This window comes from Vibrio sp. 1F279 (assembly GCF_041439815.1).
Lineage (GTDB): Bacteria > Pseudomonadota > Gammaproteobacteria > Enterobacterales > Vibrionaceae > Vibrio > Vibrio tasmaniensis_A.
Map to the genome: position 1 here is coordinate 26,022 of NZ_JBGOOU010000037.1, position 21,551 is coordinate 47,572.

The following is a 21,551-nucleotide window of genomic DNA, read 5'->3' on the forward strand; positions in this document are numbered from 1 at the left end:
TGAGTCTGAACTAAGGCGATGGCCACAAGATGTCGCGGTGCGTCGTTATGAGCTTATTCTCGCCAAACTTGGGGTGAAATAATGTCCGAGAAAATTAACCTCATTCTGAATACCACCGTCAATGGTCTTGAGGACATTGTTTCAACGACCACAGCCACAGAGCGGTTAACCGCGGCACTTGAAAGCCAGCGTGGAGAGGTGATCTCACTTAATGGCAAGCTCAAGCAATTAAATGGTTTTGAGTCTGCCAGCAAGCGAGCCGCTAAGTTAGCCGGTCAGCTTGAGGATGCTAAAGCGAAGGTGACTCGCCTTAGTCAAGAACTGGAAGACAACAAACAGCGAACTTCGGGTCTTCGGGTTGAATACAGTAAGACACAAGCGGAGATAAAAAGCCTCAATTCTCAACTGAAAAAGGCCTCGGGCGAAGGGGCCATTGATTTAAAGAATCGGTTATACGAAGCGCAAAAACGGCTAGATTCGTTTAACGATGAGATTCACCAGGGCAAGGTGAAAACCAATGAGCTGAATGCGGCCTATAAAGCGGCAGGTAAACGGGTTACCCAGCTAACCGATAGCCAAAACAAGCAGCGCGATAAACTCAGAGGGCTGGGCGCCGCGTTAAAAGAGTCTGGGATCAATACTGGCCGTATGAGTGATGAGCAAAGAAAGCTCGAAGCTCAGGCAGAAAAGGCCACAGCGGCTATCGCCAAACAAAACCGTCACTTGAAAGAGATGAAATCAATTCAATCACGCATTGATACTCGCGATGCAAAATTGAGTGAGATTGGCGGTCAAGCGACGTCGCTTGCCATGGCTGCTGCACCAATAGCGGCGACGGTGTGGTCGGCAGTAAAGAACGAAAGCTCGTTTGCTGATGTGAAAAAGGTGGTCGATATGACCCCTGAAGAAGCAGATGCCATGCGTAATTGGTCGCTAAGAACCTCTACTGAAACACCGATGAGAGCCAATGACATCAACGCTATGTTGGCAGCTGGTGGGCAAAGCGGCATCAAAGACAAAGCCGAGTTAAAACAGTTCGTGCTCGATTCTGCACAAATGGGTGTCGCTTTCGATATGGAAGCAGGCCAAGCGGGTGAAACCCTCGCGGTATTTAAAGCCGCATTAGGGTTAGATCAAAATGGTGCGATGGGCCTTGCGGGCCTTGCCAACCATTTATCGAACAACTCGAATGCGAAAGCTAGCGACATTGCAGGCGTAATGGCTAGGCAAGGCGCGTCTGCCAAAATGGCGGGGTTCTCCGCTAATGAAGCCGCGGCGCTTTCGGCGTCGATGTTGTCTGCAGGTATGGGGGAAGAACGCTCTGCAACCGCACTTAAGAATATTTCAGGTCGCCTCACTCTTGGCGGTGCAGCAACCAAAGCGCAGCAAACCGCGTTATCAACCGTAGGTTTCGATTCAGTAGAGCTCGCCACATCAATGCAAAATGATGCTTCGGGGACGTTATTGCAAGTGCTTGAAGCCATAAGAGATGCGCCATTAGAAGAGCAAAGTGCATTAATCACTCAAATCTTTGGTGAAGAAGCGAAAGGGGCTGTGGCTTCACTGGCGGGTAACACGGATCTATTTCGTAAAACGCTCAAGTTAGCTAAGCAAGGGCAAGACGTTCATATTCAGTCATTACAAGACGAATATGAGGCGCGAATAAACACCAGTGAAAACGGCATTTCTCAGTTCATCAACAAGGTGAACCGTTTAAGCGTGATCGTTGGTACCGCTCTTTTACCTGCGCTCAATTGGGTACTTGAGCCATTAGGTGATGGCATCAATCTATTGGCGGATTTTGCCGAAGCTAACCAGGGCGTTACGGCTGCGGTTGGAATTGGTGTTGCTGGCTTATTGGCGTTCAAAGGCGCGATGTTAGCAGGCAAAGCCGCCTCCCTTATCTTTGGTAATACCCTCGATAAAGGGCGCTTGTTTCGAAAGGGCTTAAACCGAGAAACCCAACAAAGTGGCCGAGCCGCGGCTTTTGCAACGAAACAACTTAGCCGGTTAAACCGAGCCATGATGAGTATGGGCTCTGGTCGTGGCGGGAGAGGAAGTGGCGGTGGTTTGGGTGCCAGTGGTCGTCGGTCAAAAAGCCGAATGCCTCCACGTAAGTTACGTTCACGAAACCCACTTGCTCGAGCTTACAACATGGCGAGCACAATGATGACGGCCAACCGTGGCGCTTTGCCATTATCGTTAGGCGGTGGCGCATTAGCGATGATGCCAAGCGTTGCGATGGCGCAAGATGGCATCGCGCTAGTTGGTGATGTGGCTCAAGGTGCGGGTAAAGCAGGCTTAGGCAAATTACTTAGGCCGCTTGATATGGCGATCAGTGCCGGCAATATCGCAACGGCCGTCACCGAAGGCGATACCAAAACCGCCTTGTCCGAAGGTGGTGGGCTACTTGGCAGCATCGGAGGGGCCAGTCTTGGCGCGACTATCGGAACTATGGTCTTCCCTGGTGTCGGTACTGTGATAGGCGGTTTAGCCGGTTCGTTATTAGGCGATCTTGGTGGTGAGTTTTTAGGGGGATGGTTTGGCGATAAGCTGGATTCGCCCGACGATAAACTCATGGCTTCGGAAACGGTATCTGAAAAGTTAGTCGAGAAAGAAAAAAACGAATCTCTCCTCCGTCAAACCCCCAATGTCATCTTTAAAACTGACGTCGCTATTCAGGCCGCACCAGGTATGGATGAACAGAAAATTGCAGCCCAGGTTACCGCTCAAATTGACCAACAAATGAAGTCCCAATATGACTCTTTAACGGGGCTTACCATCGACGATTCCATTAACGTGTCAGCCATTGATAGAGGATAACCATGCATCATTTAGTGATTGGGGAGTTCGTGTTTTCGGTTGGAGATAAAACGCCCATAACGAAGTTTGATAGAACAACGGCAGGCGCTTACTCCGAAGTCGGCCTCATTGATAATGCGCGTTCAGAGCGAACGGGCAGACCACTTGAAACGATAGATGTTACAGCAAAGTGGCTTCAATACAGGGCCGCTAAGTCCGTGGACGTGATTCGTGCCTTGATTGATGAGCCTCAACAAGTGAGTGACGGTCAAGGTTTTAACCTGGGCCGTTGGACGATCAAACAGATTAAAGAGGGGCGCAGTGAGCTTATTCATGATGGGCGCGCCATGGTGACGGATATGTCTTTGCAGCTCTTGGAGTACCGTGGATGAAAATATTTGCGCGTAAAGGGGAATTAATCACTGATTTACTCTTTAAACAAACAGGTCAAGACAGCGATCAGTTAGAGATCGCGTTTTATCGCCTTAATCCGCATGTCCGTGGTGATGCCTTCACTGTAGATACCCATGTCCATATTCCTGAAATATCTACGGTGAAACCCACTCAATCTGTTACGAGGTCTTGGGACTAATGTTCAAACTAGTCGGCAAAAATAGCGAACTGTTATTGGCTCGCCTTAAATCGTGGCGTCTATCTGATGGCAACGGGATTGAGGGGGATAGCCTTTCTTTAACGATCAACTCTGATGACATTGACGGCATTCCCCCGAAGGGAGAAAAGTACTCAGTCTATTTGGGTGAAGTGCTGCGTGATGAATTTCAAATATCGAAACGTTCCATCAGCTTACATCCCCGAGAAGTGACTTTGGTGTTGTCTGTCGCCCCTTTCAGTATTAAAGATGAAACCGGTTATCGAGAGCGTAAATCGATGAGCTGGGACAAGACAACACTGGCTCAAGTTGTTGCGGATAATGTGACCCCTCATGGCTTTCAAACTTTTGTGCATCCGAGATTACAAAAAATTGAAATCGCGCATGTCGATCGCACTGATGAAAGTACGCCTTCGTTTTTGTACCGGCTGGCTAAGCAATATGATGCTGTCGCTAAACCTATCGATGGTCGCTTTATTTTTGCTCCCAAGGGGGAAGCCAGAAGCGCCAGTGGCAAAGACATTGAAACCATCACGTTATCGCAGCCCAGTGGTAATCAGCCACAACTTCCGAATTTCATCAACGTGAGTATCGACCTCGATGGACGAACGGATGTCGCCGGTGTTAAGGCATTTTATCTTTCGACTGAGGACGGCACTCGACAGGAAGTGAGAAAAGGTAAGGCGCCATTTAAATCGATAGGTAAAGACAGAAACAGTCAACAAGAAGCAGAGCAGGCATGCGCGAGCGAACTCAGACGAATGCAGCGAGAGGGACGAAAGCTCAGTATCGAAGCGCCGCCGAACCCAGCGGTATTTGCGGAGGGGCTATTGATTCTCGATAGCTCTTTCCCTGGTGCATTCCAAGGAACGTGCTCAATAGACAGCGTTTCGTTTTCAGGCCAAGGCTTACAACCAAGGCGCATGAGTATTAAAGCCACCTTAACAGGAGAATAGAATGATTAAGTTGAATTCTGGTGTTCATCATGTTGCGACCGTTCGCTGTAAGATTTCTGATGCGCAGATTAAGAGGCATGCAAAACTGCCCCATGTGAAGCAGCTGAAAGACGAACGGTACTCAGTGTACCTGCGCTACAAGAAAAACAGACAACAAGGATCTTGGGTGTTTTATGAATACAAAGGTGGCAATCAGACCGCTCATGTTTTTGGGAAATACCCTAACTTGAGCGCAAAACACATCCCAGACGTTATCGAGCATATAGTAAAAGAGCTCTCCATTGGCACCAGATCTCGCTCTAATGAATTTATGACCGTCGATGAGTTGCTGGTTTGGTATTTAGATATGGAGACGCGAAACGGACATTTATCCAAAGACCGGCTGAGTTCGCTTAAAGCCATGATTGACTCACACCTGGTTTCCCGTCTTCACGGTGTTGAGATTGCTGGGCTTTCACATCGTGAAATTGAAAAACAGTTGATGAAGCCTCTACGCGAAGGGCTGTACTCAATTAGTTATATTCGCTCTATATTTCAGGCGTTAAAAGTCGCATTCAACCAGGCGAAAAAGATGAACAAAATCGGCCATAACCCGCTCAATGACATGATGTTTACTGACTTTGTGAAGGCCAAAATCAAACCAAAGGGATGTAATTTGCTCGTTGGGCATATACCGGGCTTACTTGAGCTGTTTGGTCAAGCCGTGCCGTTGACTCGGATGTTGTGTTTGATGATGGTTAGCCACGGTACCCGCATTGGTGAAACGCGCAAAGCGAAGTGGTGCAACATTTGTTTTGTCACCAAGCGTTGGAAGATCCCGATACGTGATACGAAGACAAGAAAAGAGATCTTATATCCACTCACCGATGAATGGGTCAGTCTGCTGCAGGCCTATAAAGCCTGGCAATTGGCGAATCATTACAAAGGGAACAATCTATTTCCTTCTTCCAAGCGAGATCAACGCCCAGTATCAAGCGCTGATGCCTGTCAGATGATTAGAGCTATAGCGAATGGCAAATGGACCGCTCATGACTTAAGAAAGTTAGCGCGTACTGTGTGGGCTGATATCGGGATTGATTACCTGGTTGCAGAAACGCTATTGAATCATGCAAAGGGAAAACTGGAGCAAGCGTATATTCACACTCACATCGAGCTGCAGAAGTCAGAAGCCCTTAAAACGTATCATTCTTGGCTAAAAAATTGCTGGCGAGACTGTTTTATTGCTGATTTTTAAAAAACGTTCACATTGAAAATGATCGGTTAGATCAACAAGTAAAAACCATCTAGATCATAATTGCAGAGGACAGTATTAGTATGGGTAATTTTGAGGGAAAATGTGATTTTAATCACGCTTTAGCGAAGGCTGCGCGGCTAGCTCCGCACCAGGTGAAATGGGTGAGGTTAAGTAAGACACAATTAAAAGTATTGGATTCGATAAAACAGCATGAAGAAGTGACAGCGCAACTTATTGCTAAGCGATGCGATTTGTCACCAAGTTGGGCAAGTTCTCTTTTGAGAAGTTTATATCTGAGATGCTACCTAACAAGAGTCAATGTTGGGTTAGATTTTGGGGGAGTTGAGTTTCGGTATCGTCGTTTGGTTTCTCGCTGACCGTATCAAACGAACGTTTGAGTGTGTTGTCGCTGTTATGAGAACTTACGGGTGATTTTAAATTATGTATATAAATTAGTTAGATAGGTTCTTCTGGAGCCTGTGAATGTTCAAACGCGTCCAACCCGCGCGAAATGAAAATTTTTCGGGTTGTATGGTCACCACCAGCCCTAAGATTTTTACAATATTGCTGGAAGAACCAAGACTGAGCGTGATGCGTAACGCCAGTGAATTCGATCAATGCCTAATATTTGTCTGGTTAATTTTATAAAAATTGCAATTCCATCTCACATATGAAACAAATTGGAATATTTGGTTTGGAGGTCATAAATGGATCGAGCATATAATGAGACATCAGACAATATTGAATACGCTTTTATGCTCAAAGAGTTTCCAAACGTATATATTGAAAAATCAAAGTACTTTTGTCCCAATCCACTTTGTAGATATGTAGCCACTCCTTGTTCATATAAAGAGCATAACGTTTATCAGCCATATTATAAGTATCTCGATGGACATAGCATGGGGTGTTGCTTCTCACCTGAATTTGGCGGTAGAGAAGCTATTGACGCTAAAGGTAGAAAGAATTGGGTTTTGCCTAAAGTCGTTGAGATCACGTTACCAAAAGATGACAGTGAACTAAAAAGAAACGGTGGACCCGGTTCCTGTAATACATTAACAAATACAAAAAATGGTAATTCTACTGGTAAGAAGGGCAACGGTAAGGGGCAGGGTAAGCTTTCAAGTAGTGTCGCAGCGGCAACAATTTTTTATATGCAAGATGTTGAGAATAACGCCTTGGAGCCATTGACGTTACCTGATGTCAAAGGTAAATATCGTTTTGTTTTTCAACAGATTTTTAATTGGAGCAATATAGAGTCTTACAAACCGGGTCACATTTTTTACGCAGACCTTAGGTATACCTCTGAATTATTCACCTCTGAGGACGTCATTTCTATAACTCTAAATGTGAAAGAACCTCAAAGTTCAAAATGGTTTGAGTTAAAGCTATGTTGTAACGAGTGGTCTAATCGTGAACGTAATGCAATCGTAGATGAACTGAAAAGAGCTCAGAGATTTGCGGCGCTGGCACAGAAAAAAAACGAAGTAGCTTCAGTTTACTTTATTGGTAGACAAAATGAGTCTGAGAAGCATATTTTTGAATGCGATTATGCCCAGTTCCTGTATGTGTTTACGGGAGAGCGAGTAAAATTAGAAAACAACTATTTGGGCTTTAACAGAAAAGCGGAGGTAACTGTTCCGCCAGTCGAAAATTCATCACGCGTCCAACCTAACATACCTTTCGTCGAAGAAATTGAAGAAAACCTACCTCCACGAAACGAATATTTAGGGGGCCCCATAGAAATCCAGCAGCTTAAACCGGATGATAACCATGAAGCGTCAACCTCTGACAATAGTTCCAATATTCAGTCTCATGAAGTCATTGATGGTTTGAACTCACAAACGTCAACAGAACCCCAAATAACTGTGGATGTAGACAAAGCAAAACAAAAAACGGTGACTTTTGATGTTAAGCCAGAGTCAAGCGCCAAACTTGATAAGCATCCAATAAAGCCCGTGGTTGAGAAGCCCTCAATTTTTAAACAAGTATTTAATAAAGTGGCTAGCTTTTTTGTCGATCAATGAGCACAAAGTAAGCTGTCATTTAAAGATACCCAACTTATTCCTACTTGGGTAAAGCTTGATAAAGCTAGCCTAGATGTTGCGAGGCGAGTTATGCAAGTTGTTGATTTTTTGAAAGCAGAAGAGTCATACAAACGACTAAGGCACCAATTGGCGCCTTTATCTATTCAACTCAACAATTTTTTCCCTTCGCCGCTAACAACATCGCCAACCTAGAATTCGCTGTTTCAGCAATTTTCGCGTAATCCTCAATAGAAAAGTAACCAGGCTCCCGCAACAGTTCTGGAATTCTTGAACGCTCGAATACCATCACATCATCACTCATCGGAACTGTACCGATCACGCGGCCATTTTCTAATGTCATTAAAAGTTTGGTGGTAACACGGGGTGGAGTTGAGGTAGGGAGCTGATTGGTTTCGTTGTTCCAGTATCGCCAAAGAACATCATCACATTCATTTTGGTATTGGATCACTTTGTCGCGGATTTCTTTGCGGACTCGATTAGGTTGGAGTGTTTGGAGCCAGCCGAAGAGTTTTCGAAGCGGGATGCAGAGTAAATCGCGGTTTTTAGAATCTTGAGCAACTGTTGCTATAACAGCAACACTCCATCTCTCTTTATTACTACCAAGTTTGCGGGATTGGTAACTCCAATCTAAACCCATACCTTCAACAATTGGCTTCATTGGTATGTGGGCCTCGCTATCGTGGTTGATAACGATTAGGTTTGAACCGTGGAAAGGTACATTGATTTGGTTAGGCATAAGAGCCTCCATCTACGTAGTTTTATGTAAATATCACCACGCAATATGACCAAACATTGGGTGGTGAACTGAACAGAGTTTGGTCATACCGTCTACGCAGGAAACGGCTCGCCGAAGCGACTCCATCCAGCCCACCATAATTTGGGTGTGCTAAAACGCGCGCATAAAAAAACCAGCAGAAAGCTGGCGAATACACGCCTACGTAAAAACTTCAGGTGACCAAACCTGTCATTGGATTTTGCCAATGAAGTTTCATTATGAGTCGATGAGTGTAATAAATCAAGATGCAAAACAGTGGGAATTTAAAGGTGAGTGGTTGTGTGGTGGTAGATTAAACGAGATTGGTCTTACCGCTCCAAGGCGGGCCAGCCAAAGCTGCACTACTCAGTGTTGCTAGTTAAGGGCTACCTGTTTCAGTCCCATTGCACAAAATGCACTATGCAGAAACTTTGTAAGTGTCATGGTGCATATTGGCAACGCTTTAAACAGCTAAATTGGATCAATACGAAAGGGCAAAGGCAAATAGTAACACTTGCCTTATCATTGTAACTGTACAAATATACAAGTATGAGTTCGCTTTTAAGCCATTTGGTGGCTTTCTGCCTTTAAGTCAAATTTGTTATGGATAATACCATATGCATACACACTCTAAAGGCTAGAGTGTTTTATTACAATGAGGGCAATGCTTCGGAACTGACCATAATTTTTTCGAATGGGCAATCTTTCGGCAATATTTGCAAATGGTTGTATTGTACATAGATAAACTAACACTAAAAAAAGCGCCAACAGATAAAATTATTTTGCTAGTTAAAGGGAAATCCTTATTAGGTACGTCAAAATAATTAAAAAATATAGAAATCATTGGAACAAACAATATCGCTGTAAGTAATAGATTCAATCTATATATAGCCAATGCCAATTTATAGCTTTTTATCTTAAATAATCCTAGTTTAAAACTAGTGAAAACTAGGATATTCACTATTAGCATACCAATAACAACAATCTCGCTAAGCATCTAATTAACGCCCTCCCCAAGGACTGTTTACGCCAACCCCACCGTCACTATTTTCATTCACACCCCCAGAGTGGCCAGACTCATTGTCGTTACCATTTTGGGTGTCACCATGTCCTCCAAAATTTGGATTATGGTTATCCGATGAGTCGTTAGAATCATTATTATCATCTGACGGAGTGGGTTCAAAACCAACGGATCCAGTTATATCAACGTCAGGAATTCCAGTTAAACCTAACGTGACTCCAATGCCTTGAATCGACAAATCAGTACTAGACATCAAAATACCTCCTAAACCTACCACTGGGTTTACATCAAACGTTGAAACTATACTGGGACCATACATGATGGCATCCAAGTCATCACTATTGTAAAAAGCTGCATATGCTTCCATTTCTACGTCTGCGTTTGTGAAGGAGCCGCCTACCGAAGCCGAAGGTTCAACTTCGCTAAAGTTAGTTGTAACACTGAAACTTGCAGAGGCATAAGGTACTTGGACATTAATACCTAATTGCACTGACATTGGCTCTGGTTGACGCCAATTATCCGGAGTTGGACAGCCCGGGTCGCAAATCGCACTTTGAGCTATAACTTGATGCTTAGTATGATTATACTCATTTGCAGCAAGCAAAGTAACTGCAGGTGTATATCCTTGTGGGATTGATGTTTGAAGAACAGAGAACTCTATATATTCATAGTTATCGTCAACTCTATAGCCCTTTTCTAATTCAATCATTTCTAGATAACTATACCCATCACCATTCTTCTTTTCCTTTACGAAAGCAGGTCTTTGAAACATCGGCATTTTATGCTTAAATCGTTTTATTTTGGTATTGGTGATTTCAATCGAATTATTGATAGGGTTTCGATAATATTCTCCATTCTTATTTTTGTATTTCACAACAACTATTGCATGATCCAATCTGAATGTTTCATTCTTCCTAATTTTTAACATAAAGGCACTGGACTCAGATCTAATTAGGTTACTCCCCCAATAGGTTTCATTGTAATCTGTGACGGTTTTGAATTCGATACCAAGGTCGGACACCGTTATAGTTTTTACATCATTTGTAGCTAAGTTATCCCAATCGTATTCGTAGCCATCTTTAATTATAGAATTTGGCTTCACAGTTGAAGAAGATATATTTGGTGAGCCATTCCCTAAGGAGATTGTACTTACTCCCGCAATTGTACTCGCAGACACTAATGCTAGTAATGATAAGAGTGTTCTCATTATAAAATTCCTTATTTGTACCAGCTCTTACATATATCCCCATCAGGCTATCTAACGTTATTAATTAATTAAATAAATTATAATTTGTTGCTTGTACTGAATCGGCGCCTTTAATCATTTAAACTCACCATCTCTTTCCTTTCACAGCCAGCAGATCCGCCAATTTAGAATTCGCCGTCTCAGCAATTTTCGCGTAATCCTCAATAGAAAAGTAACCAGGCTCACGTAGCAATTCTGGAAGCCTTGAGCGCTCGAATACCATCACATCATCACCAATCGGAACAGTACCGATCACGCGGCCATTTTCTAATGTCATTAAAAGTTTGGTGGTAACAGGGATTGTACTTGGGGTGGGGAGTTGGTTGGTTTCTTGGTTCCAGTATCGCCAAAGAACATCGTCACATTCGTTTTGGTATTGGATTACTTTGTTGCGGATTCGATTTGGTTGAAGTGTTTGGAGCCAACCAAAGAGTTTTCGAAGCGGGATGCAGAGTAAATCGCGGTTTTTAGAATCTTGAGCAACTGTTGCTATAAAAGCAGCACTCCACCTTTCTTTATTACTATCAAGTTTGCGGGATTGGTAACGAGTAGTAATGAAAATTCACAGACTCTCAGGAAGGGGTGCCTACATTTAACCTAGAAAGAAATAAAGACATAGTTCTCATGCTTTGCTTTAAGTGCAGCATTGTTATTTCATGTTAATTCGCTACAATGCCCCGGTACTTATAAAGGCGCATCTGTATTTGTGCCTAAATTTGTACCAATTCTTACATATATCCCCATTAAGTTTTTTAACTTTTTGAATTGAATATATTAAATAATTTTCATGTGTTGCTTGGTGTGCAACACCACTGTAAAGGACAAATAATGCCAATTATTACTCTTCCTGACGGTAGTCAGCGTCAATTTGACAACCCTGTATCAACTCTAGATGTTGCCCTATCAATCGGTCCTGGTCTTGCGAAAGCAACCATTGCTGGTCGTGTAGACGGCGAGCGTGTTGATGCTTGTGATCTTATCGAAAACGATGCAAGCCTAGAAATCATCACAGCTAAAGATGAAGTTGATGGCCTTGAGATCGTTCGTCACTCTTGTGCTCACCTTTTAGGCCACGCGATTAAGCAGCTTTTTCCAGAAGCGAAAATGGCGATCGGTCCTACCATCGATAACGGTTTCTACTACGATATCGACCTTGAGCACTCTCTAACGCAAGAAGATCTAGAAAAGATTGAAAAGCGTATGAAAGAGCTAGCGAAGACCAAATATCAGGTTGTTAAGAAGAAAGTTAGCTGGCAGGAAGCGCGTGACGCATTCGAAGCTCGCGGCGAGACTTACAAAATCGAAATCTTGGATGAGAACGTTTCTAAAGACGAACGTCCAGGCCTGTACCATCATGAAGAATACATCGATATGTGTCGTGGTCCACACGTTCCACATATGGGCTTCTGCCAACACTTCACGTTACTTAACGTAGCGGGTGCTTACTGGCGTGGTAACAGTGACAACAAGATGCTTCAACGTATCTACGGCACTGCATTCCACGACAAGAAAGCGCTTAAGGCTCACCTAGTGCGCCTAGAAGAAGCGGCTAAGCGTGATCACCGTAAAATCGGTAAGCACTTAGATCTATTCCACATGCAGCAAGAAGCACCAGGCATGGTGTTCTGGCATCACAACGGTTGGACTATCTTCCGTGAGCTAGAAGTATTTATTCGTCAGAAGCTGACTGAGTACGATTACCAAGAAGTTAAAGGCCCATTAATGATGGACCGTGTTCTTTGGGAACGTTCTGGTCACTGGGATAAGTACGCTGAAGCGATGTTCACGACTTCTTCAGAGAACCGTGAATACGCGATCAAGCCAATGAACTGTCCTGGCCACGTTCAAATCTTTAACCAAGGTTTGAAATCTTACCGTGATCTACCGCTACGTATGGCTGAGTTTGGCTCATGTCACCGTAACGAGCCGTCTGGCGCACTTCACGGCATTATGCGTGTTCGTGGCTTCACTCAAGATGATGCTCACGTATTCTGTACTGAAGACCAAGTTCAGCAAGAAGTTAAAGCTTGTATTGAAATGGTTTACGATACTTACACAACTTTCGGTTTCGAAAATATCGTTGTTAAGCTATCTACTCGTCCAGAACAGCGTGTAGGTTCAGACGAAATGTGGGACCGTGCAGAGGCCGATCTTAAGCAAGCGCTTGAGGCGATGGAGATTGCATACGAGATTCAAGAAGGCGAGGGTGCGTTCTACGGACCTAAGATTGAATTTACTTTGCATGATTGTTTGGACCGCGCATGGCAATGTGGTACAGTGCAGCTCGATTTTGCATTACCAGAACGTTTAGGTGCAACTTACGTAGGTGAAGATAACGAGCGTCACACGCCAGTTATGATTCACCGCGCGATTTTAGGTTCACTAGAACGCTTCATCGGTATTCTTATTGAAGAATACGCTGGCTTCTTCCCAACGTGGTTGGCGCCAGAACAAGCAATTGTTATGGGCATTACAGACAAACAGTCTGAATATGTACAAGAAATTGCGAAAAAACTGCAAAAAAGTGGATTTAGAGTCAAAGCAGACTTGAGAAATGAGAAGATTGGCTTTAAAATCCGCGAACATACTTTGAAACGTGTACCGTTCATGCTTGTGTGTGGTGACCAAGAAATGGAAGCCGGCGAAATTGCAGTACGTACACGTAAAGGTAAGGACCTTGGCAAATTTAAAGTGGATGACTTTATTTCATACATCCAAGCCGAGGTTTCAAGCCGTAAGCTCAATCTGGAGGAATAGCTATTAAAGGCGGAAGACGTGGCCAACAACCGGCCAAACAAAACCAGCACCGTTTAAACGGTGACATTCGTGGCGTTCGTGAAGTGCGTCTAACTGGCGCAGACGGCGAAGCTGTTGGTGTAGTAACAATCGCTGAAGCGATGGAAGCTGCAAATGAAGCTGGTATGGATCTTGTAGAGATCAGCCCTAACGCCGAGCCGCCAGTTTGTCGTGTGATGGACTACGGTAAGTTCCTCTTCGAGAAGAGCAAAGCTGCGAAAGAGCAGAAGAAAAAGCAAAAGCAGGTTCAGATCAAGGAAATTAAATTCCGACCTGGAACTGATATTGGAGACTATCAGGTAAAACTACGCAACCTGACTGGTTTCCTTGAAGACGGCAACAAAGTGAAGGTAACAATTCGCTTCCGTGGCCGCGAAATGGCTCACCAAGAAATCGGTGTTGACGTTCTTAATCGTTTGAAAGTAGATACTGAAGAATTTGCAGTTGTCGAATCTTTCCCAACGAGAATTGAAGGTCGCCAGATGATCATGGTGTTGGCCCCTAAAAAGAAGTAATTAACGGCTTTGCAAGTAATTAAACCCTGCAGCCTCAGGTTGCGGGGTTTTATTCGCCCTAATTACTATGTTATTAACAACTCAACAATGCGGAGTTATTCATCATGCCTAAGATGAAAACCAACAAAGGTGCTGCTAAGCGTTTCCAGAAAACTGCTGGTGGTATTAAGTTTAAGCACGCTGGTAAACGTCACATCCTGACTAAGCGTACTACTAAGAACAAGCGTCAGCTACGTCCGAACTCGATCCTTCCTAAATGTGAAGTTGCTCAAGTTCTACGTATGATGCCATACGCTTAATTCTTTTTAGTTTATAAATTCGTTTAGTTTAGGAGAAGCATAATGCCTCGCGTAAAACGTGGTGTACAAGCTCGTGCACGTCATAAGAAAGTTCTAAAACAAGCTAAAGGTTACTACGGAGCACGTTCACGTGTTTACCGCGTAGCTTTCCAAGCAGTTACCAAAGCTGGTCAATACGCTTACCGTGACCGTCGCAACAAGAAACGTCAATTCCGTCAACTTTGGATTGCACGTATCAACGCGGCATCTCGTCAAAATGGTCTATCTTACAGCCGTTTCATCAATGGCCTTAAGAAAGCATCTATCGAGATCGACCGTAAGATTCTTGCTGACATCGCAGTATTCGACAAAGCAGCATTTGCTGTTCTAGTTGAAAAAGCGAAAGCATCTCTATAATTTAGAGTTAGCTTAAAGGTTTAATAAAAGGAGAACTTCGGTTCTCCTTTTTTATTGCCTGCTATTTGGCTTTGCCGCATTCTCTCGCATCTAATTTTTATTCGCTTGAACAAGCATTCTGGTATATAAACATTTACCTAACCTTTAAATGTTAAGCGACCGAGATAAATGACCGCACCGACTACTATGACGTTCTTCGAACGTTTTGAAACTGACATCCTTTCTGGCAAGAAGACGATTACTATTCGCGATGAATCTGAGCGCAATTACCAGCCAGGTAGCGTTGTAGAAGTATCAACGTTAGAGCAGGGACGTGTATTCTGTAATCTTAAGATCATTAGTGTAGAACCAATCTTGTTTGATGACTTAGGTGAGTTCCATGCGGAGCAAGAGAACATGACGCTAGAAGTCCTCAAGGGTGTGATTCAAGATATCTATCCGGGTATCTCTCAACTGTATGTGGTTTCTTACGAGCTTGTGTAACCCGCTTTAAATAGAATTTGTTGATCAATACAGCGTCTAACGCAGAGCAATGAGAAAGGGAAGTCACAATGAGTGAATTACAGAATGGTGCAGCTCAGCAAATTTTGCTCCAACTTTATTGTCGTGAGCAAAATGAGCAGCCGTTAATCTCTAGAACTGATCTCGACATTGCTCTTTATGATAGCGAAGGCTTTCTAGCGTGGCGTGATACAAAGCGTGACTTCATTGTCAGTGATATCGAGAATCGAGTTTGGGTGAAGAGTTGCCCCGGCAGTTACATCACTGAAGTACACTTCAATGCTGACGGTTCTCTGATTGAATATCGTTTGTTCGATCGATTTGAAACAACAGGGCAGTGGCAACTAAAAGATGGGTTGTTACACGTCGAGATTTTGAAGGGCGAGAATCGCTACCAGTTTACTGTTGTGGCTCGTGCTGATCTCAATATTCACTCTGCGGTGGAATATAAAAATGGTGAGCTGCATTCGTATCTGAAATTGGTGCAGGCTGAGCGTTAATCCCTTTTAGCCGACCTTGCTTGTCCATTAGAATAAGTGATATTCCAAGAATAAAAAGCCAACAGTGATGTTGGCTTTGTTGTTTTCAATTCGACCGAGTACTTCTAATCAACGCGCTATTAAGTTAAGCCATTGAGCTTCGAAGTTCGCCAATCGAGTATAAAGCTCGCTGTCTTGGTCTTTCTTTGTACATACCGTCAATAGGTCTTCAATAAAGAACTTCAGTGCACGCGCTTCAATTCGACGAATGCCTTGTTGCTGCTCTTCAGTAAGATAACCGTAGATAGTCGCCGCTCCGAAGTCACCAAAGATCATCTGACCTTGCTCGTCAACTAAAGTGTTGTGTGCGTATAGATCACCATGACAAACCTTATTTGCATGAAGGTGTTCAAACACATCAATCATCTGTTCGGTAATGCTATTAATCTGAGCAATTGAAAGCTCAAAGCCTTCGTTGAACGTATCGCGAGTGCAGCTTTCAAGAGTAGGGGGCAAACCTAGGTTGTAGTAGCTGCTCGGGATAAGCTCCATCACCAATGCTAGGTAGTTCTCTTCATCAACTTGAGCGATAGACTTCACTAGGTTGCTATGTTGGCCTGCTTGAAGACATGCTTCAAGTTCATCATGTGGGTAACCGTCACTGGTCACTTCGCCTTTGAATACTTTAACGGCCACTTCTTGTGGGAAATCAAAGTCACGGTTTAACCAGTTAGCATGTGAAATTACGCCAGACGCTCCTTGCCCAAGTACTTGATTGAGTGAGTAGCATTGTGAGCTCACAGCAGGCACGCTATCTAAACTACTTGGGTGTTTGCAAAACGGATTACCCGCAAACGCTAACCAAGCCAATTTTGGTAGCTTGATAAGGAACTCTGGGAATTCAGTCAGTTGGTTTGCAGACAGACGAACTAGCTCAAGGCTTGATAGGTTTTCCATGCTTTCTGGTAAAATGCGAATCTTGTTACCTGCCAATGCGAGCTTTTGCAGGCGTGGTCTTTCACCTAGTGAGTGAGGGAGAACCTCGATTGCATTGTCTGTCAGGATCAACCAACGTAATTGAGCAGGTAAAGATTGCTCGCTGACGGTTTTAATTTGATTAGATTTGAAGCCAACCATTTCGAGCTTAGGAAGAGTACCTAGAACATCAGGAAGGTGCGTGAACAGGTTATTCGACGCGAAGATGATACGCAGGTTAGTCAGCTGTGATAGCTCGTCTGGTAAGCTTGATAGCTGGTTTCCATAAAGGTCTAGAACCTCTAGAGAATCGGCAAGCTCTAAGATCTCTAATGGAAATTCGGTGAGATCTGCTGACAGTTTTAAGTGCTTAATCCCTTTAAGTTGCCCTGATTTAAGTTGTTCTAGAGTATGCAAACCTTAGCCTTATGAATAGATGTTCGAGGCGTGTAGTTTACTTGTCTCAATAGAGAAAGGCGAGCACCGGAACGATGCTCGCTTAACTACACTAAGTGAACGAATTTACGAAGGTTAAAGTCGTATATGATTTTGGCTGACGCCGACCTCCTCAACAAAGTCGCTGTCATGACTCACCAAGATAAATGCGCCTTGGTATTCACGTAAAGCGGACGCCAATATTTGCTTTGAGTCGATGTCTAGGTGGTTGTCCGGTTCATCGAGTAATAGAAGCGGGGTGTCTTGCTTGTGGCTAACGATCAACATCGCCAGTTTCATTTTTTCACCACCACTTAAATGAGCCACTTTTCGGTATACGGAGTCTCGCCTGAATCCAATTCCAGCGAGCAAGGTTCGTGCGTTACTTTCTGTTAACCCAAAGCTGTGTGTAATCAGGCTTTCGAACATGATGCCGTTGGTGTCTAACAAGCCAAAGTGTTGATCCAAGTATACCGTCGCCCCTAAGCGCTTAATGGATCCAATATAGCTCGAGTGTTGGCCGTGAATGGCTTTTAATAGTGTCGATTTTCCGCATCCATTAGCCCCAGCTAGATAGCATCGTTCCCCTTGTGATAGAGAGAAGCTAATAGGAGCACCAGAACCAAAATTTAGGCGACACTCTTCAACAGTTAATAGTGAGTGTTTTTTAGTAGCATTCGCTTGTTGTAGGTATAACGCTTGTGGCTTCAGTTGCTCTTGTTGTTCTTTAAGAGATTGAAGTTTATGTTGGTTTTGATCCTTTAAATTCTTGTGGCTTGTTGCCGATGCACCTTGGGTTCGCCCTGCTTTATCTTTCATTGCATCCAATAATATCTTGGGTTGGCTACCCGATTTTCGGAGTCGGTTACCTTGAGACTCACGTTGTTGTGCTTTTTCCTTGTTAGTCTGAGCTTGGCGCTCGAGTCGTTTCTTTTCCGATTGATGATGCGTTATTTGCTTGTCCAGTGCTTCACTTTGACTCGACATTTGCGTGAAGTAATCATCGTAATTTCCTTTATAGAAACGCATGCCCAAACTGTTGAGGTGATAGATCCCTTCCATGTGTCTCAATAAACTTCGATCGTGACTGACGATAAGTACTTTACCTTCAAACAACTGGCACTGTTCTAGTAACCAATTACGCCCGTCGCTATCCAAATGGTTTGTCGGTTCGTCGAGAATCAGTACGTCGTAGTTTGATACGAATAAGCGATGAAGCTGCAATAGGGATAGCTGCCCGCCGCTCAATGTATGGCACGGTGTGGTTAACCCACTGGTTATTTTCAATGTGGCTAAAAGTTGCTTTGTGTTCGCTTGTAAATCCCAATCCTCGCCAACGATATTGAAGTGCTGAAGTTCGCAGCTGCCTTGTTCTATGGCATGTAATGCGTCTAACTTTTCGGTGATCCCCAAGAAGTCAGCAATGCTGGTTGTGCTATCCAATAGCTTTGAAGGCAACTGGGAGTAAAAGCCGATCGAGCCTTGTTTGGAAATGCTGCCTGATGTGGGTTGTGTTTGCCCGACCAGTAACGAAAGCAGTAGTGACTTTCCCGCCCCATTTCTTCCGACTAAGCCTGTCAGGCGACTGCTCAGACTAAAGGTGATGTCTTTGAATAACCACTCACCAGTATCGAGCTGGAATGAGAGATTGTTGGCTAATATAGTAGGCATAAAAATACCTCCCTTTACGTGTAAACGAGTAAAAGGGGTGAGGCGCTTTTTCTATATAGAACCCTACACAGAATTCTATGTATAGATCGCCAAAGACGTTACTTAGGTAGCGTACCAATCAAAGATAGGAAATAGAGTGCTGATCTGATTTCTGTCTTTAAGGTGCTGATCTTAAAGATGTAGCTTGTCAAAAAACGGATCTTTAAGAGCTTGGTTTGTCGCGAAAATAGATGACGAAGTAACGCCCACTAACCCCGAGTGTCCAAATGATTTTTATAAAAATAAATCGGATGTCAGGATGTTAGTACTTCATTATGGCGTTATTCTCTTTTGAAATGATGGTGGGATGGTACTGAAAGAGGGTGCTTAAAGTCAATATGGTGATGTGATTAAAATGTATCCAAATAATTAAAGCGCCTCATTCCTATATATAGATATAGCCATGAGGCGCTTTAGAGTGTTCTTTGAAAGCAAGAGCTTCAAATAATGTGCAAATTACAGGTTTTGTCCGCCGACAGCTCGCCAACACATGTCAAAGCTATCGCTGATGTACTTGCCTGACTGCTCTGGAGGTAACTCATTCTGCTCAATCAACCAGTTTGCACAAATCAAAAAATGGCTGTGGATGAAGTGCCTAACAAGATCGATGTCTAATACCATCAGTTCACCAGTTTCTTGTCCTTTCAAAATGATCTCGTCTAATGATGCGAACATCTGTGAGACGATGACTTCTCGAGTTTGAGTCGTTGGGTCGAAATGAACATTAGTGAAGAACTTCATCGCAACTGGATTTTCTAACGCCCATTCAAGCCCTGTAATCCACATGAACTTAAAGGCTTGGTAGCGATCTTGTTCAGCGATTTCTGTGTACTGGTCAAGGGTAGAAAATAGCTCTATTTTCAGTTCACGAAACAGTTCATCAATCAGTAGAGATTTGTTCTCAAAGTGATGAAACAGTGTCGCCTTTGCTACGCCTGCTGTTTTCGCTATTTGTCCTGTAGATGTACCCTCTAGCCCTTGCTGAGAGAAGAGCAGGAGTGCAGCATCTAGGATTTTTTGCCTTTTCGTAATCATCTATTTAGTACTTTGAACAGAATCTTTTTAATTGGGTTGTTGTAAGGAGGGTGCATTAACTTGGTGAAGTTAATTTTTCCTCTACTTAGAACGGTTTTGCCATGGCTAAAGGTCTTAAAGCCTTCAATGCCGTGGTAGTGTCCCATGCCTGAAGGACCAATGCCACCGAACGGCGCATCTTCTGCCGCCACATGCACTAGCGAGTCGTTAATACAAACACCGCCAGAATGTGTATCCGATAAGAACTGGTCTTGGGTTTGTTTATCATGACTCATCAGGTACAGAGCAAGTGGACGTTCTCTTGCTGTGATGTAGCTGATCGCTTCTTCAATAGAGTCATAAGGCACGATAGGCAGAATAGGGCCAAACAACTCTTCTTGCATCGCGACCATGTCGTCGTTCACTTCGGTTAGAAGGTGTGGCGTCATTCTGTGGTTCACATCGTCTTGTGATTGCTCGGTGACAGTGTGAATAACCGCACCTTTAGACTGAGCATCTGCAATCACACCCTTCAAACGATTGTATTGGCGCATATCGATCACTGAGGTTAAGTCTTTGCTTTCAATACCGGCTTTATACAGCTTTTTGAAGTACTGCTTATAAGCTGTGATGAACGCGTCGGCTTTTTCTCGTGGCAATAAGATGTAATCGGGTGCCACGCAAATCTGGCCAGCGTTTAAGCTTTTTGCAAACAGGATGCGTTCAACGGCGTCAGCCACATCAAAGTCAGGGGCAATAATCGTTGGAGACTTACCGCCCAATTCCAAAGTTACTGGCGTTAAGTTGTTGGCAGCTGCTCTCATTACGTGCTTACCCACAGAGGTTGACCCTGTGAATAGAATATGATCAAACGGGAGTTGGCTAAATTTCGCGGAAACGTCAGCTTCACCTTCTATAATCGCAACCTGATCTTCGTTAAAACCCTCAGCCAACATGGCTTTTAAAACTCGGTTGGTCGCTGGAGTGAACTCAGACATCTTGAGCATTGCAGTATTACCTGCCGCCAACGCAGTGATGAGGGGCCCTAAAGAGAGCATCACCGGGAAGTTCCAAGGAACAATGATACCGACAACACCCACTGGCTGATAATGAACGGTGATCTTCGCGGGTGTCAGCATTAAGCCTGCTTTTCTGCGAGATGGCTTCAACCATTTCTTAAGGTTCTTCAGGCTGTAATTGATCTGGTGAAGAGAAGGGGTGATATCAGCAATCAAGCTGTCGTGTTTTGCTCGATGGCCATAATCTTCAGACACCGCATCAATCAATTGCCCTTGGTAGCGCATTAGCAACGCTTTTAATTCCGAGAGGTTTTTTCTTCTCTGCTCAAGCGTTGGATTAACATTACTGCGGTAGTGATTTTTTTGTCGGTTGAATGTTTGATCCATGTCGTTGATGTTCGACGTGGTTGGTTCAAGGTCTAGATTATGGCTCATAGTATCCCCTAAATTCTAAGGCTGACCGATTGGTCGGTCAGTTGAATTTACAAGAAGATCGAATCGAATACAAGATATGCACGAGAAAAGTTCAATAATTGAGCGGCTACAACATTGAAGTGAGCGAGTTTTAGTTGGAAGAACGAAGTGTTTATAGGTATCGAATCACGGGATACAAGTTGTGTTTGTGATAGCGAGAGTTCAGATTGGGAAGTGCGCATATTTGTCACAACCCTGACTTAACTTGACCAGGTTAGCTAAGAATTTTATGTGTCTTTGGTATTTTATTCACCTGATTCTTTGTTAGAA

20 protein-coding genes and 1 pseudogene are annotated in these 21,551 nt (G+C 43.8%); 13 read left to right on the top strand and 8 right to left on the bottom strand.

Annotated features, from left to right (window positions below):
* The first annotated feature begins 81 nt into the window (after window positions 1–81).
* From ACED60_RS21175 to ACED60_RS21205, 7 genes are all read left to right on the top strand, one after another.
* Window positions 82–2,823, top strand: a complete 2,742-nt coding sequence (locus ACED60_RS21175; RefSeq protein ID WP_371728405.1) for a phage tail tape measure protein — start codon at window positions 82–84, stop codon at window positions 2,821–2,823.
* A 2-nt stretch (window positions 2,824–2,825) separates the two neighbouring features.
* The gene (locus ACED60_RS21180) at window positions 2,826–3,194 is read left to right on the top strand and encodes a phage tail protein (protein ID WP_371728406.1); all 369 of its coding nucleotides are present in this window, start codon (window positions 2,826–2,828) and stop codon (window positions 3,192–3,194) included.
* On the top strand, window positions 3,191–3,394 hold the full coding sequence (locus ACED60_RS21185) for a hypothetical protein (RefSeq protein ID WP_017101207.1): 204 nt from the start codon (window positions 3,191–3,193) through the stop codon (window positions 3,392–3,394). Before ACED60_RS21180 ends, ACED60_RS21185 begins: the two co-directional genes overlap by 4 nt.
* The gene (locus ACED60_RS21190) at window positions 3,394–4,368 is read left to right on the top strand and encodes a hypothetical protein (protein WP_136984890.1); all 975 of its coding nucleotides are present in this window, start codon (window positions 3,394–3,396) and stop codon (window positions 4,366–4,368) included. Before ACED60_RS21185 ends, ACED60_RS21190 begins: the two co-directional genes overlap by 1 nt.
* Before the next feature lies 1 nt (window position 4,369).
* The gene (locus ACED60_RS21195) at window positions 4,370–5,602 is read left to right on the top strand and encodes a tyrosine-type recombinase/integrase (protein WP_371728407.1); all 1,233 of its coding nucleotides are present in this window, start codon (window positions 4,370–4,372) and stop codon (window positions 5,600–5,602) included.
* A gap of 80 nt (window positions 5,603–5,682) precedes the next feature.
* Complete coding sequence (locus ACED60_RS21200) at window positions 5,683–5,979, top strand: MarR family transcriptional regulator (RefSeq protein ID WP_371728408.1); 297 nt, start codon at window positions 5,683–5,685, stop codon at window positions 5,977–5,979.
* A 330-nt stretch (window positions 5,980–6,309) separates the two neighbouring features.
* Window positions 6,310–7,626 (top strand): hypothetical protein, encoded by a 1,317-nt coding sequence (locus ACED60_RS21205; protein ID WP_371728409.1) that lies wholly within the window; start codon window positions 6,310–6,312, stop codon window positions 7,624–7,626.
* A gap of 169 nt (window positions 7,627–7,795) precedes the next feature.
* Here the strand turns inward: ACED60_RS21205 and ACED60_RS21210 are convergent, their stop codons facing one another.
* The 4 genes and pseudogenes from ACED60_RS21210 to ACED60_RS21225 form a co-directional block, all read right to left on the bottom strand.
* A complete protein-coding gene (locus ACED60_RS21210; RefSeq protein ID WP_371728410.1) occupies window positions 7,796–8,383 on the bottom strand; it encodes a phage antirepressor N-terminal domain-containing protein in 588 nt (195 codons plus the stop codon).
* 1,019 nt (window positions 8,384–9,402) lie between these two features.
* Window positions 9,403–10,629: a hypothetical protein gene (locus tag ACED60_RS21215; protein WP_210441693.1), complete on the bottom strand. Its 1,227-nt coding sequence runs from the start codon at window positions 10,627–10,629 to the stop codon at window positions 9,403–9,405.
* A 124-nt stretch (window positions 10,630–10,753) separates the two neighbouring features.
* Entirely contained in the window at window positions 10,754–10,945 is a 192-nt protein-coding gene (locus tag ACED60_RS21220; RefSeq protein ID WP_371728411.1) for a hypothetical protein, read from the bottom strand.
* A 63-nt stretch (window positions 10,946–11,008) separates the two neighbouring features.
* Window positions 11,009–11,230, bottom strand: a pseudogene (locus tag ACED60_RS21225) (phage antirepressor N-terminal domain-containing protein); the annotation flags it as partial.
* A 266-nt stretch (window positions 11,231–11,496) separates the two neighbouring features.
* Between ACED60_RS21225 and thrS the strand changes: the two are divergent.
* From thrS to ACED60_RS21255, 6 genes are all read left to right on the top strand, one after another.
* Window positions 11,497–13,425, top strand: a complete 1,929-nt coding sequence (gene thrS / locus ACED60_RS21230) for a threonine--tRNA ligase (RefSeq protein ID WP_371728412.1) — start codon at window positions 11,497–11,499, stop codon at window positions 13,423–13,425.
* 2 nt (window positions 13,426–13,427) lie between these two features.
* Window positions 13,428–13,979 (top strand): translation initiation factor IF-3, encoded by a 552-nt coding sequence (gene infC, locus ACED60_RS21235; RefSeq protein WP_077680304.1) that lies wholly within the window; start codon window positions 13,428–13,430, stop codon window positions 13,977–13,979.
* 104 nt (window positions 13,980–14,083) lie between these two features.
* Window positions 14,084–14,278: a 50S ribosomal protein L35 gene (gene rpmI / locus ACED60_RS21240; RefSeq protein WP_004738430.1), complete on the top strand. Its 195-nt coding sequence runs from the start codon at window positions 14,084–14,086 to the stop codon at window positions 14,276–14,278.
* A gap of 42 nt (window positions 14,279–14,320) precedes the next feature.
* A complete protein-coding gene (rplT, locus tag ACED60_RS21245; protein ID WP_004733517.1) occupies window positions 14,321–14,674 on the top strand; it encodes a 50S ribosomal protein L20 in 354 nt (117 codons plus the stop codon).
* 168 nt (window positions 14,675–14,842) lie between these two features.
* Complete coding sequence (gene yqfB, locus ACED60_RS21250) at window positions 14,843–15,157, top strand: N(4)-acetylcytidine aminohydrolase (protein ID WP_009846506.1); 315 nt, start codon at window positions 14,843–14,845, stop codon at window positions 15,155–15,157.
* A gap of 68 nt (window positions 15,158–15,225) precedes the next feature.
* Window positions 15,226–15,675: a hypothetical protein gene (locus ACED60_RS21255; RefSeq protein WP_371728413.1), complete on the top strand. Its 450-nt coding sequence runs from the start codon at window positions 15,226–15,228 to the stop codon at window positions 15,673–15,675.
* A gap of 108 nt (window positions 15,676–15,783) precedes the next feature.
* Here ACED60_RS21255 and ACED60_RS21260 read toward each other — a convergent pair whose 3' ends face one another.
* The 4 genes from ACED60_RS21260 to ACED60_RS21275 all read right to left on the bottom strand — a co-directional run bounded on the left by ACED60_RS21260 (window position 15,784) and on the right by ACED60_RS21275 (window position 21,242).
* Window positions 15,784–17,046: a leucine-rich repeat-containing protein kinase family protein gene (locus ACED60_RS21260; RefSeq protein WP_371728414.1), complete on the bottom strand. Its 1,263-nt coding sequence runs from the start codon at window positions 17,044–17,046 to the stop codon at window positions 15,784–15,786.
* Between the two features lie 114 nt (window positions 17,047–17,160).
* Entirely contained in the window at window positions 17,161–18,735 is a 1,575-nt protein-coding gene (locus ACED60_RS21265) for an ABC-F family ATP-binding cassette domain-containing protein (protein WP_371728415.1), read from the bottom strand.
* A gap of 495 nt (window positions 18,736–19,230) precedes the next feature.
* Entirely contained in the window at window positions 19,231–19,809 is a 579-nt protein-coding gene (locus ACED60_RS21270) for a TetR/AcrR family transcriptional regulator (protein WP_371728416.1), read from the bottom strand.
* Entirely contained in the window at window positions 19,806–21,242 is a 1,437-nt protein-coding gene (locus ACED60_RS21275) for a coniferyl aldehyde dehydrogenase (RefSeq protein ID WP_371728417.1), read from the bottom strand. The genes ACED60_RS21270 and ACED60_RS21275 overlap by 4 nt, the downstream gene beginning before the upstream one ends.
* Window positions 21,243–21,551 lie beyond the last annotated feature (309 nt).